We start from the raw sequence: 14,137 nt of genomic DNA on the forward strand, positions 1-14,137 counted from the left end.
TTTATGATGCCATCAGCTCCTTTAACCACAACATGTGATGTATTGAGATTTTGTTCAAATGAAGGCAATACTATTTCAGAAACGACTTTAACCACAACATGTGATGTATTGAAATTCAACATTTTTATGTTGTTCCTGATCTTTGTTGTGTCTTTAACCACAACATGTGATGTATTGAAATTGAATTCAGGTACAGCAGGATCGTTTATATTAAAGTCTTTAACCACAACATGTGGTGTATTGAAATTACGTTTGTCCATCTACATGCATAGGCCGTGGAACTTTAACCACAACATGTGATGTATTGAAATTGCTATTGTCAATGCCACAGGTAGCGCACAGCATGCTTTAACCACAACATGTGATGTATTGAAAATATGAAGCTGGCGTTAGGAGCTGTTTAAATTCTTTAACCACAACATGTGATGTATTGAAATTGGGTTGCAGTCAGCGCTTGAATCGTAGACATTCTTAAACCACAACATGGATGTATCGAAATAAGAAATTGTACGTGTCATTTATTTTGGTTGCTATCCTTCAATTTCGTACTGAGTCCTAAGCAGTAGGGAAGAATTGTTCTGGAGAAGCGTAAGCGTCTATCTTTATTCCGATTTTAATCCTCGAAGGGTTTATACAATCCAGAAAATCCAGAAAATCCGCGGATAACAGCGACCGGAAGGACAATCTGCACGTGTAGCAATTTAAATACCGTTGCATTTTATTATAAAAATATAATTATAATGAGAAATATATTTACAAATCATGGAGCGAGGTCTATACTTTATATCAGATCAGGAGGTGTACGTATTGTATTATGAAATTCACATAACAACGTTAATTAAACAATCATCTCACCATCTGGAGATACCGGAGCGTATCGGAGCCTGGATTGGTCGGGCTGGGTTGAAGGACGAAGCGTTGAAGCAGACGCACTACGACAAGGACTACAAGCACTATACATTTGGGTCGCCTTTTCCGCGTGAAAAGGAGGGGGTATACAAACAAGGTCGTGTATACGTCATTACGATTCACAGCTCCGTAGAGCTTACGCTACGTCGAATATCCGCAGCATTGCAAGCTTTGCAGGAGGATGAGTATTTCCAGTTTATCGCCGCATCCCCTGTACAGTCCAAGAAGCTGGCACATATTACCGAGCTTACCACCGTTACTCCTGCTATTGTTACGATTGAAGGCAAACCGTGGGTGCCGAGTCTGAGTGTGGAGCTTTTACTGCAACGGATTCATGCTAATGCGGAGAAAAAATACAATCATTTATACCCGGATCAGCCTGTTCGATTGGAACAACCTTTTGTCGAAGGGATTCAGGTGTTGAACCATAAACCGATTGCCTTGGTCTATAAAGGACGTAAGCTATTAGGTAATAAACTGCGCTTGCTTGTCAGAGAAGATGAATATTCACAGAAGTTAGCAAGTGTGGTATTAGGTTCAGGAGCGGCAGAAAAGAATAGTATCCTTGGGGCAGGCTTTTGTATCGCCAAAGGACTGGAATAACGTGGAAAGGAGGCGTAGGGTATGCTGAAGGATTTGACGAACAGCTATCTATTGGCGAAGAATGATTTTCCCAACATCACATTTCTAAGACACCAACCCAAGGAAGGGCTGTATATTCGACTGCGACTAGATCAAAGCTGGAATGAACAGGTCAGCGTGTTTGATAGCGAGCATATGATTATTACCAAAGAAGAACCCGATCTATCACGCAAGGGACTTTTTGAATGGTTCCAACAAAAAGATTATGTGAGTTCTCTGATCTCTATGAACAAAGCTGTAGATCCCGGCAAACAGCTTCATTCTAATAACCCGTACACCCTATATGCAAAAAGGGATGTATTTTTAGCCGAGCCACTGGCAGCTGGAACCACCGGGATGAGCACGCATCTTGCCCGTTTTCTGGACAAGACTCAGGCATCTGAGGTGCAGAAAAAGTGGGATGAGTTGATAGGTGCCAAGAAGACTAGCAGCAAGAAAGCCAGTAAGAAAAGCAGCACCGAGACTATCTTCACCAGTCCTACGCAGCAATTTTTCTCTGATACGGATTATGCACCTGCACTGGAATATCTCGTAAGTGAGGAGCGCCGAACACATATTGCACAGATTGAGCAATGGTACGCTACAAACCTGTCGGCTCTCATTGAACATATCCGAACCATTCCTTTTAAGAATTACGTTAAAATCTTTTTCACCTCAGAACCTACTCCACTTCACTCATCAATGGATCACCCATCTAACGAATCTTCCAGCTTTTACTCATGGGACGAAATGTATGGCTATGAATATTTGCTATATACCATCCCAAAAATCTTTAATAGTAATGACTATAACCAAATGGTAGACGGAGCTTTGACAGGTCTTCCCGGTTTTAATATGAGCATGAACAGCAAGAAGCCGTATTTAGAGCATAAAACGATGCGTGTCGGAGCGCCCATTCGTTTATCTCTAGAGGAAGCATTGCTGGTAAAGGAAGCGTCTGAATGGCTCCTTTCTCAGCCCAAGTTTCGAATGAACAAATTCGGTTATCATACGGATTTTTCCAAGAATTCTGAGAAGATAGCAGAAGGCTATTTTTTGGTTTACATGGAGGGTAAGGATAACGAGGTGCAAGACTTTGAAAATGTACCTTTCTCCAAAAAAGTTCATGTCAATATCCGACTCAAGAATGTATTGGGTGTGATGACCAAAAATAACGATGGCGAAGCGTTTGTGAAGGATTACGGCTCTCTGGAAAATGTGGAGCAACTGCAAAAGGAAATTAGCAAACGCTTTTTTCGCGGACGGATGAACGGTGATTTTCTTCAAGATGAACCGAAAGCGAGAGAAAAGGATTTTACGAGTGTGATGGTCGCGTTGTTTATGCAGAGCAAAAAGGGCTTTTATGACTGGATTTTCAAAGGAACGGCCGCCACGATCCGCTCTCAATTTGCACGCGTAACGCTTCGACTCATAGAGGAACAGCTATTACGAGTAGAGCCAGCAGGACAAGAGAAGTCTAGATTGGATCTACGTGGGTTGGCCGATGCGATGAATGTAAGACTTTCGCTAATGGCTTATTTGGAAGGGGAGGAATACACAGCTATGGGAAATCGCCTGATTGCAGTGTCTAATGGACTGAAAGACAAACTGGAAACGCTAGAAAAGCGAAAACCAAAGGAAAATACAGACCCAGTCTATGTAGAGACGGATGATGAGTTTTATTATTTGGCAGGGCAGCTTGCCTTCTATTTGAAAAGTCAGTCCGAAGCCCAGCAGAAAAAGGGGGATTTGCTTGGAACTTTTTTCATGGCAAAGCGCAGTGCACAGCTCAAAAAACGGATCGAAGAAGCGTATCATTTGCATCGTCACAAAATGCGATTACATCACACTAAATTAAATTGGGCTTTAGGCCAAGTGTATGGATACCAGCCGGACAAAGAATTCCAGCATGAAGATGCAAGGGAGATGTTCTTAGCGGGGCTATTTTCAGACAATTGGTTCTGGAAGAAAGGCGAGAGAGAGAAACCAAACAGCGAAGGGGAGAACGGATATGGCGAAGAAAACTAATCGTGTGGTGGGACTGATCGGGATTGTGAGCCGGATGGCTAACTGGAATGCGGACTTTAGCGGACAGCCGAAGACGACCAGCACAGGCGGCATTTTTGGTAGCGACAAGGCGTTAAAATATAGCATCAAACGCTTATGGGCAGAGGAAGGACAGAAGGTACTGTATATTCGTTCGTATAAAGTGAGTAGCGGCAAGGACAAAAAAACGGACAAGGCAAAGGATGCAGACAAAGGGAAAGAAGAGAAGCTCCAGCCTCGTAATCTCGCAGAACGCTATGAGTATCTCTTTGGTGAAGAGGTCTCCAAAAATTCACGTGAAGTGCTGAACAAGCTGTTTCAGTGTGTAGATGTAATGAATTTTGGTGCGACATTCGCAGTGAAGGATCAGAATATTGGTTTGGCGGGTCCGGTGCAAATTGGCCAGGGTTTTAATAAATATGAGTGGTCTAATCTGGAGGTACAGGATATCTTGTCACCGTTTCGTAACTCAAACGAAAAGAGCGAGGACAATGATGCGACCTCAATTGGTAAAAAAAGAACGGTGGACGAATCCCATTATATATATCCTTTTTCCGTCAATCCGAAGCATTATGATAACTATCTGGAACTACTGGCAGCCGAGGGGTTTGAAGGGTATACGGAGGAAGCGTATCAGGCCTTCAAAACGGGAGCTTTGACCGGGGCTACTTTGCAAAATACCAATAGTAAATCAGGTGCGGAAAATGCCTTTGCCCTATTTGTGGAATTTAAAGCGGGGAGCCCGGCGTATTTACCGAATTTGGACCCTTATGTGAAGGTAGATAAGGACAAGGATGGAGAGCAGACGGTTTATGATTTATCGGCCCTTGCACCGCTTTTGAACGATGTAAACGAGGAAATTGAAACAGTAGAATTATACGTTAATCCGTATGCATCGCGTGTAGAGCTGGATTTTCCGGGGCTGCGGACGTTTAACATCTTTACGCGCAGCGAGCTTCCTCAAGGCTAGAGGATGATTACATCTGGGAAGGAGGGAAGAAAGCATGCAAGCGTTATGCTTTGAGTTGAGCGGAGAAACAGCGTTTTTTAAAAAGCCGGATGTTAACGTATATGCGTATTTTACATACAGTCATATCCACAAGGTTGCATTATATGGCTTGCTCGGTGCAGTACTCGGACTTGGCGGCTATACGCAGCAGTATGAACGGAATATGGCGTTGGGCGGTAAAGCCAAACAGGATAATCCGGCGATGCCGTACCCTGAATTTTATGAGGTGTTTCGTCATGCTTCGGTAAGCATCGTGCCGCACGGGGATCGGGGATATTTTTCAAAAAAAATCCAGATTTTCAACAACACAGTCGGTTATGCAAGCCAGGAAGAGGGCGGTGTGCTGAATGTGCGAGAGCAATGGTTGGAGCGTCCACGCTGGACGATCTACGTGGCAGATGATGGGGGTGTAGATCGGGAGGTATTTGATCGGCTTGCAGATTATGTACAGCATTCCAAGGCTGAATACATTCCTTATCTGGGGAAAAATGATCATCCGGCTACGATATCCAAGGCTCGATTAGTTGAGTTGGAGCCAGCGAGTGAACCGGAATATATCGACTCCCTCCGAGCTGCACATGTACTTGTGGATAGGGGAGGATATGTGAAAGATGATCAGATGCAATCCTACTTGCAAGAGTATCTCCCCGTAGGGCTGAATACAGCCAACAACGGTTACATTCTGGAGCCGCTTGTATTTTCTAATCAGGAAATAGATACAGATGAGCTGAAAGCCGAAGATCTACAAAAAATATACCGGGATGCTGACAATGACCGCACCTTGTATTTTATCTAAAAAAAGGGCAGTCGCTTTCGTAGATGGAATCAACACCGGGTATTCTCCATTGTCAGGATGGGGAGCGCCCGGTTTTTTATATGGATTTTTTAAAATTGTACCCAAGGAAAAGAGGGAAGACGAATTGCGTATTCATGTATCCATACAACATTGGCTAACGGAGGAAGGGAAAGGGAGGCTGAAGGCGCACACGGCAAAAGAAGAGGGGCTTCAACAGGATGAAATGCTGGAGGAACATAGCGATCTGGTCATGCATCATGCTGAGATACTGATGAGGGATAATGGTGTGGAAGCTGCTGTACATAGGGCGCTAGATCGTCTCGGCATAGATGGAGAACCGCTGGATGAATCATTAAGGCAAATGATCATGTACTATTTTAGACAAGCCATTTATTTGCATGATCTTGGCAAGGTGAACCCGGCCTTCCAACGTATCAAAATGAAGAACAATGAAGTTAAAAGGAACGCTGAGTTGGGAGACAGTAACCATTCCATGCTGTCTGCTGTGCTTTACTTGCATATTCACTTACGACAGGTGCAGGAATGGCATGATACAACAGAGCTGTATCCAAACCGTAAGAAGCATAAACGCAAAGTACTTGCATTCCTGCATCATCTTTTATATTCATTCGCATATACGATCTCCCGCCACCACACGTACCTGGGAAATATGGATGAAGATATGGGAGGGCAGGTAAACGAATTTGAGTTGAAAATAAAAAATCAATATAACCGGGTCAAAGAGAATCCTGATTATATTCGCTATTATCGTGATCAGCAGGACTTGCTACAGAACGATAACGTATTTGGGTGCATCCGTCTGGAAGGCAATAAACGTCATAATAAAATACACAGCCCTTTTCCTTTCTATGTGTTGGTCAAGCTACTGTACTCCACGATGGTCGCATCGGATTTTCGGGCAACGTATCAATATATAGAGCAGCAAGTACCGGAGATGCATTATTTTGGAGAACGTCTACCACTGGAGCCCATGCTAGAGGCTTATCGTCAGACGGGAATTGTGCAGGGGATTGAGTCCTATCGCCAAAATCCTGATGCCTCTGGCTTGTCTGAGATGAATCAGCTACGGGCGGAGTTATTTATCGAAACAGAAAGACGGCTGTTGGAGCGACTACAAGAGCCTGTTTTTTATCTCGAAGCTCCTACTGGTTCAGGTAAAACCAACATGTCTATAAATTTGGCACTGCATTTGCTGAATAGCGGCTTGGGACTGAACAAGTTAATTTATGTATTTCCGTTCAACTCTCTGATCGAGCAGACAAGACAGACGTTAAATGGGATTTTCCACAAGGAGCAGGTAAACGACTATCGGGTGGAAGTTATTAATTCGATTACTCCGATGGTGACCGAGGAAGAACTAGAAGCAGAAGCTGCTTTGGAAGGGAAGAACAAGGAGCCAGACAACACGGATTTCAAAAGGGTGCTGTTGGAGCGTCAATTGCTGCAATATCCGGTGACACTGACTTCTCACGTGAACTTTTTTAATTATTTATTTGGGACAGGACGAGAGGCCAATCTAGCATTTGCCCATTTATGCAATAGTGTCATTGTACTGGACGAAATTCAGAGCTACCGAAATGAATTGTGGAAGGAAACCATTCATTTTCTGCGATCCTTTGCGGATATTCTGAACATTAAAATTATTATCATGTCCGCTACCTTGCCAAATCTGGATTTGTTACTGGAGCAGCGAGATCATGAGGAAGCAATACAAACCTATACACTGGTGCAGAACCGGGATCGTTATTTTACCCATTCGTTGTTTAGAGAGCGCGTGAAGCTGGATTTTAATTTGTTGAAACAGGGCAAGATGCAGCCGGAACAAGTAGTGGAGCATGTTGAATCTGTAATCAAGCAGCGAGAGCGGGATGGGCAAGGGAACAGGGTGCTGATCGAGTTTATCAAGAAAAAGACGGCACGCCAATTTTATAATTTGGTGCTAGAGCAGAATTTGGGCTTTGACGTCTATGAGCTTACCGGGGATGATAGCTTCTCCTATCGCCAAGAGCTGTTGCAGAAATTGGGGAAGGACGAACATGGGAGCTTTTATTTGAGTGATGTGATCGTTGTAGCAACACAGGTGATTGAAGCCGGGGTAGATATTGATATGGATGTGGGCTTTAAAGATATTTCTTTGCTGGATAGCGAGGAGCAATTTTTGGGACGACTGAATCGTTCTTGTCTGCGTGACTACTGCCAGGCTTATTTCTTTGATTGTGATCAAGCGAGCGGTATATATAAAAACGACTTGCGTGTTGCATTTGATCTTAAAGAAGAAGCGTATCAAAAAATGCTTGAAAATAAGGATTTCAGTGGATTTTATGAGAATGTTATTCATGAAATCAATAAGTCTCGTGAAAAGCCAAATCAGCAGTATTGGGGCGACTTTACCCAGAAAGTACAGAAACTTGAATTTCCAGATGTACAAAAGCATATGGACCTCATACCTGATCAAAGTGTGACGCTGTTCCTGAACTATACCTGTCCAATGAAAGACGCTTCTCTGCTGAACGGTCAAGATGTGTGGGATGAGTTTGTTAGATTGTCAGACAAGCGGTTGGAGATGGACTATTCCGAAAGAATGATTCGCTTGTCCGTGGTGCGTGCTCAAATGAATAACTTTACTTTTATTTATCCGGTTTCCCAAATGTATACAAAATGGGGGAAAGTAAAGCCAGGTTTATATACCCGTTGTATAGGTACTTTGTATTTCGTGGAGCACGGTGAGCAATATATGGAATGGGATGAACTAACTAGAACCAAAAAGTTTAATCGTGCCAAGTATACCGAGGATGAAAAGGGGCTTTTCCTATGAGGATTACCGGAACGATGGTGAACTATTATGTACACTGTCGTAGACAATGCTGGTTATTTGCCAATGGAATGGGTTTTGAAGATGATAGCGAGGACGTGCGGATCGGCAAGGTCATGCATGAGCTACAGAGTGAGGGGAAGAAAAACCGCGAAGTCGCTATTGAGGGCATCAAAGTGGATAAGCAGTGATTATGTGACCGAGATTAAAAAGTCTGACGCCGATGTCGAAGCTACTAAATGGCAGACGCTGTACTATATGTATGTACTTAAGCAAAAAGGGATGGAGCGCAAGGGGAAAATCCAGTTCAGCGAGCGCAACAAACAGGCTAGTAAAACGATAGAGCTGGAACTGGATGAAGCGGCAGAACGGGCGATGGAGCAGTTGTTGGCTGAGTTGGAGCAATATTTACAGCAGGAGCAGCCCGATCCGGCGATACGTGACAAAAAATGTACCCGCTGCGCCTATCTTGCCTACTGCTTTTTATAAGAAAGGAGGACGACAAAAATGTCCAAAACAGCGCCATCTACTAGATATATACGTACTCCGGGAACTTTGGGACGTGAAGATAATTCACTGACATTTCGGAGTGAAGAAAGAGGGATCGTACACCTGCCGATTCATGGGTTGAAGGAGCTATATTTACTCAATGAGATAACGTTGAACAGCAAGCTCCTGTCTTTTCTGTCAATGGCGGGGATAACAGTCCATTTCTTTGATTACTATGGTCATTTTAGAGGAACCTTTTATCCGAAGGACGCAAGGGTGAGCGGTAAGGTTAAGCTTTTGCAAGCGAAAGCCTGTTTGGAGAGAAGAATACCTATTGCTGCTACTTTTATTGGTGCCATTGCAGCTAACATCCATGAAGTGCTGTATCACTATTATAAACATGGCAACAAGGAGATCAAACCATATCTGAACTGGCTGAGAAAAGATGTACCACGATTGTTAGATAAAATGGAGATTATTCCGAGACTGTTGAGTGTGGAAGGGGAGATTTGGAGACGGTTTTACGACACATTTAAGACGTTCCTGCCTGAAGATTTTAAAATGAATAAGCGGGTCAAGCGCCCGCCGGACAATCCGCTGAATGCACTAATTAGCTTTGGTAATACCATTTTGTACACGAAAACGATTTCGCAAATTTACCATACCCATCTGGACCAGAGTATCAGTTTCCTGCATGAACCGAGTGATCGACGATTTTCCCTCAGTCTGGATTTGTCTGAGCCGTTCAAGCCATTATTGGTATACCGTACTATTTTTGAATTGGTGAACAATCGAAGAATACAGGTTAATAAGCATTTTGAAAAGGATTATAATTACTGTATTTTAAATGGGACGGGTCGCGATGTATTTATCACCGCGCTTGAAGATCGGATGAAGCAGGTGTTCGATCATGGCACACTTAAACGGAAGGTCAGCTATTTATCTGCTATTAAATATGATGCTTACAAGTTAAAAAAACATATCGTCGAAGGAATACCTTTTGTTCCCTTTTTGGAAAAGGAAAAGAGGTAAAGGATATGGCGAAAAATTATAACTATGTCATTCTGGTGTATGACATCGGAGAAAAGCGAGTGGGTAAGGTATTTAAAATATGTAAAAAGTATCTCGTTCATTTTCAGAAATCCGTATTTCGAGGTGAAATTACCCCTGCTAATTTAATTCAGCTACGCGCTGAGTTAAAAAAGGTTATTGATGAAGGGAACGACTTTGTTGCCGTTTTTAAGATGACAGGTGATTATGTTTTCGACGAGGAAATCATCGGTGCCCGCATGAATGATTCGGAGTCCTTATTGCTGTAATTTTCCCAACCGCCCTAAAGAGGAGGAAAGCATTTAACCTTACAGCGCCAAGGGTTTGAAAGGATTTGTCAATTGTTTTTAACAAACCCTCTTCGGTTGGGAAAATTTTGTGAAACCCTTGCGGCTGTAGTAGTATAGGCATAATAGCATTTGTAAGAACGTTGATTTTACTAGCCTTTAACCACAACATGGGATGTATTGAAATGTTTCTGGAGTGATGTCTTTCCGTTCATATGGATTACTTTAACCACAACATGGGATGTATTGAAATCGGCATTTGATCCAATGGCCCCGATGATGGCAACCGCTTTAACCACAACATGGGATGTATTGAAATGCTTTTAAATACAATGCCTTTGGGCCGTGACCAGCGCTTTAACCACAACATGGGATGTATTGAAATCCTCATAACCGTAGCAGCCAGGAGAACGGTCGCGCCCTTTAACCACAACATGGGATGTATTGAAATTCATGCTAGATACCGTCTCGTCTCCGAACTGATTCGCTTTAACCACAACATGGGATGTATTGAAATGTCGGATGTAACAGCAACGGTGAATCCGGTGCCGCAACTTTAACCACAACATGGGATGTATTGAAATTTTCATAAGCCACGAACATGGATTTATCCCCTATCACTTTAACCACAACATGGGATGTATTGAAATGAGTATTGCCAAAAGTCCCAACGTGACCAACCAGACTTTAACCACAACATGGGATGTATTGAAATCGCATTTGGTGCGAATATCAGGCAAAGATTTTGAACTTTAACCACAACATGGGATGTATTGAAATGTAAATAATTTTCGGAGTGGCAAGCGGTATAATAACTTTAACCACAACATGGGATGTATTGAAATGATATTGAAAGCTTACAGTGCCAGCGGTGGCAAGATCTTTAACCACAACATGGGATGTATTGAAATGTAAGTTCTCCTGTGTCAGTGTCTTTTAAGTAAACACCTTTAACCACAACATGGGATGTATTGAAATTCCATCACCCTCACAAGCACCTGATTTTTACACTCAACTTTAACCACAACATGGGATGTATTGAAATGTGCTCGCTTGAATCGGATGCCCTTCAAGCACGTAGCTTTAACCACAACAGAGAAGTATTCAAAATACTCTTAACCTGAAGGCACTATAGTAATTTCATCTCCACTCCTAACAGAAGATGTGATCAAATTACTGGCAGCTGCTAGCCCCTATATTATACTGAAAGATTTTATAATCTGATGTTTGGAATACGGTATTATAATATCCGGGGCATGCCTTATTATGAGAGATTAGGTATGTCGAATCACGCTGCGGTACAGGAGCGTCAATAAAGGAGAGCAACGATGTTTGTCATACGAGGAACACAAAAACTGCTGAAGGAATGGGAGACTGAACCACTTCAAGTTGATATTTATCCGCCTTTAAATAGTTGGCATGCCAGCTTATTTTTACTGAATCGAAGAAAAAATATAGTGTTTATGCATGATATATCCCGCTTAAGCATCACGCTGTTTGGGATTAAAAAATCGCAGTACAAAAACCTGCCGACTCTTTTTATACAAGCCTTGAAGGAATTAATGATCAGCGAAGGGTTTGATGAGCAGATCGTGAAGGCATACACACAGGAAGGCGAGCAGATGCTGGCAACTACGACGAATAGACATAGTGTGTTGGTAACCTTAGATGAGATTATATTTATTATGAAGGAACTGGATATGGAGCATGGGTGCGAGCTGGAAAAAAACCAGTGGAATAACCGGATTGTTTTCAAAACTGTTGAATACAAGTACCCTGTTGATGTTTTTAAAGAAGTGCTGGAAAAGCATTATAAACTAGAGCGGATTTGAGAAATTTATGATTTTACGAAATGAGTTCCATTTATTCCCTCTGTCCTATATAATCTAATATAGTTCTAAAAGACTATATAAAGAGAGGTAAGGGGTAAATGAAGATTAAATTAAGAAATAAAACTGGAATGATCAAGGAACGCAAAGTAGGTTTTTCATGGACTACGCTCTTTTTCGGTTTTTTCCCTGCGTTGTTTAGAGGGGATTGGAAGTGGGCTGTTATTATTTTTCTGGTATCGATCCTTACGAGTGGGGCGTCCAATTTTGTATTTTGCTTCATTTATAATCGCTTACATATTAATGATCTGCTGTCCCAAGGCTATGGCCCTGCTACTAAGAAATCCCAATCTATCCTGATTTCTAAGGGATTTATTGCTGAAAATTACGCTGCTAACTTTGCAGGTTAATTTGAGAGCTGTTTGTTAAACGAGACGTATCAAAAGGGCATCCACCAAAGTCCATACGGGCGGGGGAGGCTCTTTTTTTATAACTCACATGATAGCAACGCTTGCGATGAAATGAATCATAGCGCAATAAGCGGCACACTTTGGTAAAATAAAACGATACAGGGTTTGACACCATCGGTCAGACTTATAAAACGGGGGGTACATAACGAAAGATGAAGAGGATTATTGATATAGCCAAAGAAGCAGGAATTGAAGAAGAACATCTAGAGACGTATGGAAAATATAAAGCAAAGCTGAACCCGTCCCTGTGGGAGCAGTTAAAGGATCGTCCGAATGGAAAGCTGGTGCTGGTTACGGCGATGAACCCCACGCCAGCGGGAGAAGGCAAAACGCTGACCACCATTGGACTGTCGCAGGCGCTGAATGCGCTGGGGCATAAAACCGTTGCTGCGTTACGTGAGCCGTCCCTTGGCCCTTGCTTCGGCATGAAAGGAGGAGCAACTGGGGGAGGACAAGCCCAGATTGTTCCAGCAGAAGACATTAACCTCCATTTTACAGGTGATATTCACGCGATTTCGGCAGCGCATAATTTGCTGGCAGCGATGATCGATAACCACTTATTTCATGGAAATGCTTTGCGGTTGAAACCCGAGCGGATTGTGTGGAAACGCGCTGTCGATATGAACGACCGGAGTTTACGAAACATTGTAACCGGATTGGGGTCAGGTAATGGAGCAGTGAGAGAAAGTGGTTTTCTGATTACCTCGGCTTCAGAAGTGATGGCCGTATTATGTTTAAGTGAAGATATGGACGATCTTAAAGTGCGATTGGGTCGGATGGTGATTGGTTATAACGAAGATGGCGAAACGGTAACAGCTGAGGAACTACATGCGGTGGAAGGTATGGCTGTGCTGCTTCGGGAAGCATTGAAACCCAATCTGGTGCAGACGTTGGAGGGAACTCCAGTTATTGTGCACGGCGGACCTTTTGCGAATATTGCGCATGGATGCAGTAGTTTGATCGGTACGAAGCTAGCCCTGAAGCTGGGAGAGGTGGTTGTCACGGAGGCTGGGTTCGGGGCTGAGCTGGGGGCAGAAAAGTTTTTTGACATCAAGTGCCGTCAATCCGGTTTGCAGCCAGATGCGGCTCTGTTGGTCGTAACCGCCAAAGCGCTGAAATATAACGGCGGTGTAGCTAAAAATGAGCTGGACGCAGAAAATCTGGAGCAATTGCAACTTGGATTAGCCAACATGAATCGGCATGTACGGAATTTGCAAAAGTTTGGCGTGCCAGTACTGGTAGCGGTCAACCATTTTGTAACAGATAGCGAAGCCGAGCTGGAACTGATTTTCTCGGAATGCCTCAAGCTGGGAGTACCCGTAGAGTTGTCACAGGTGTGGGCACAGGGAAGCCAAGGGGGAGAAAAGCTGGCCCAAAGCCTGCTCAACCTGCTCCAGGAGGACAAAGCCCATTTTGCACCATTGTATGAGCATACCCTTGATTTGCAAGCGAAAATTAGTGTTATTGCGAAGGAGATTTACGGTGCGGCAGAGGTAGCTTACACTCCTGCGGCCAAACGGGTGTTGGCCGGTATGGAGCAGCTTGGTTTTGGACAACTGCCTGTATGCATGGCCAAAACGCCGTATTCTTTCTCAGATCAACCTTCTCTGCTAGGTGCACCGGAAGGCTTTACCATTCACGTGTCCAGCGTTGCTTTGTCTGCAGGGGCAGGCTTTGTGGTCGTGGAAACAGGCAATACTATGACGATGCCAGGATTGCCCAAATCGCCAGCAGCTGAGCATATGTCGCTGGAGGCAGATGGAAGCATTCAAGGTCTAATGTAGTATCTTTAGAAAAT

General features: G+C 43.4%; 12 protein-coding genes and 2 CRISPR repeat arrays (1 of these 14 running past the window's edge). All 12 genes read left to right on the top strand.

What is annotated here, in order from left to right:
• A CRISPR array of direct repeats spans positions 1-437; the repeat unit is 30 nt; unit sequence CTTTAACCACAACATGTGATGTATTGAAAT (it extends 970 nt beyond the left edge of the window).
• A 361-nt stretch (positions 438-798) separates the two neighbouring features.
• The 12 genes from MLD56_RS06665 (at position 799) to MLD56_RS06715 (ending at position 14,123) form a co-directional block, all read left to right on the top strand.
• A complete protein-coding gene (locus MLD56_RS06665; protein WP_239645160.1) occupies positions 799-1,512 on the top strand; it encodes a CRISPR-associated protein Cas6 in 714 nt (237 codons plus the stop codon).
• A 21-nt stretch (positions 1,513-1,533) separates the two neighbouring features.
• Entirely contained in the window at positions 1,534-3,558 is a 2,025-nt protein-coding gene (locus tag MLD56_RS06670; RefSeq protein WP_029516332.1) for a hypothetical protein, read from the top strand.
• Positions 3,542-4,546, top strand: coding sequence for a type I CRISPR-associated protein Cas7 (locus MLD56_RS06675; protein ID WP_029516333.1), 1,005 nt, complete (start codon positions 3,542-3,544; stop codon positions 4,544-4,546). Before MLD56_RS06670 ends, MLD56_RS06675 begins: the two co-directional genes overlap by 17 nt.
• A 34-nt stretch (positions 4,547-4,580) precedes the next feature.
• Positions 4,581-5,381: a type I-B CRISPR-associated protein Cas5b gene (cas5b, locus tag MLD56_RS06680; RefSeq protein ID WP_029516334.1), complete on the top strand. Its 801-nt coding sequence runs from the start codon at positions 4,581-4,583 to the stop codon at positions 5,379-5,381.
• A complete protein-coding gene (cas3, locus tag MLD56_RS06685) occupies positions 5,356-8,217 on the top strand; it encodes a CRISPR-associated helicase Cas3' (protein WP_239645159.1) in 2,862 nt (953 codons plus the stop codon). The genes cas5b and cas3 overlap by 26 nt, the downstream gene beginning before the upstream one ends.
• Complete coding sequence (locus MLD56_RS25975) at positions 8,214-8,405, top strand: Dna2/Cas4 domain-containing protein (protein WP_275041133.1); 192 nt, start codon at positions 8,214-8,216, stop codon at positions 8,403-8,405. The genes cas3 and MLD56_RS25975 overlap by 4 nt, the downstream gene beginning before the upstream one ends.
• Before the next feature lie 4 nt (positions 8,406-8,409).
• Entirely contained in the window at positions 8,410-8,703 is a 294-nt protein-coding gene (locus MLD56_RS25980; protein ID WP_275041134.1) for a Dna2/Cas4 domain-containing protein, read from the top strand.
• A gap of 18 nt (positions 8,704-8,721) precedes the next feature.
• Entirely contained in the window at positions 8,722-9,735 is a 1,014-nt protein-coding gene (cas1b, locus tag MLD56_RS06695) for a type I-B CRISPR-associated endonuclease Cas1b (RefSeq protein ID WP_029516336.1), read from the top strand.
• 5 nt (positions 9,736-9,740) lie between these two features.
• Positions 9,741-10,022, top strand: coding sequence for a CRISPR-associated endonuclease Cas2 (cas2, locus tag MLD56_RS06700; protein WP_007429325.1), 282 nt, complete (start codon positions 9,741-9,743; stop codon positions 10,020-10,022).
• A gap of 175 nt (positions 10,023-10,197) precedes the next feature.
• Positions 10,198-11,085: a CRISPR direct-repeat array (repeat unit 30 nt; unit sequence CTTTAACCACAACATGGGATGTATTGAAAT).
• 283 nt (positions 11,086-11,368) lie between these two features.
• Positions 11,369-11,872 carry a DUF6933 domain-containing protein gene (locus tag MLD56_RS06705; protein ID WP_029516337.1) on the top strand — a complete coding sequence of 168 codons (504 nt, stop codon included), beginning with the start codon at positions 11,369-11,371 and terminating at the stop codon, positions 11,870-11,872.
• Positions 11,873-11,970: 98 nt separating this feature from the next.
• Positions 11,971-12,279, top strand: a complete 309-nt coding sequence (locus MLD56_RS06710) for a hypothetical protein (protein ID WP_029516338.1) — start codon at positions 11,971-11,973, stop codon at positions 12,277-12,279.
• A 212-nt stretch (positions 12,280-12,491) separates the two neighbouring features.
• A complete protein-coding gene (locus MLD56_RS06715; protein ID WP_029516339.1) occupies positions 12,492-14,123 on the top strand; it encodes a formate--tetrahydrofolate ligase in 1,632 nt (543 codons plus the stop codon).
• The last annotated feature ends 14 nt before the right edge of the window (positions 14,124-14,137 follow it).

It is taken from the genome of Paenibacillus peoriae (assembly GCF_022531965.1).
Lineage (GTDB): Bacteria > Bacillota > Bacilli > Paenibacillales > Paenibacillaceae > Paenibacillus > Paenibacillus polymyxa_D.

Excerpts from the sequence above, each read along its gene's own strand:
- MLD56_RS06670 (WP_029516332.1), top strand. The coding sequence starts at position 1,534 with ATGCTGAAGGATTTGACGAACAGCTATCTATTGGCGAAGAATGATTTT.
- MLD56_RS06675 (WP_029516333.1), top strand. The coding sequence starts at position 3,542 with ATGGCGAAGAAAACTAATCGTGTGGTGGGACTGATCGGGATTGTGAGC.
- cas5b (WP_029516334.1), top strand. The coding sequence starts at position 4,581 with ATGCAAGCGTTATGCTTTGAGTTGAGCGGAGAAACAGCGTTTTTTAAA.
- cas3 (WP_239645159.1), top strand. The coding sequence starts at position 5,356 with ATGACCGCACCTTGTATTTTATCTAAAAAAAGGGCAGTCGCTTTCGTA.
- MLD56_RS25975 (WP_275041133.1), top strand. The coding sequence starts at position 8,214 with ATGAGGATTACCGGAACGATGGTGAACTATTATGTACACTGTCGTAGA.
- cas1b (WP_029516336.1), top strand. The coding sequence starts at position 8,722 with ATGTCCAAAACAGCGCCATCTACTAGATATATACGTACTCCGGGAACT.
- cas2 (WP_007429325.1), top strand. The coding sequence starts at position 9,741 with ATGGCGAAAAATTATAACTATGTCATTCTGGTGTATGACATCGGAGAA.
- MLD56_RS06705 (WP_029516337.1), top strand. The coding sequence starts at position 11,369 with ATGTTTGTCATACGAGGAACACAAAAACTGCTGAAGGAATGGGAGACT.
- MLD56_RS06710 (WP_029516338.1), top strand. The coding sequence starts at position 11,971 with ATGAAGATTAAATTAAGAAATAAAACTGGAATGATCAAGGAACGCAAA.
- MLD56_RS06715 (WP_029516339.1), top strand. The coding sequence starts at position 12,492 with ATGAAGAGGATTATTGATATAGCCAAAGAAGCAGGAATTGAAGAAGAA.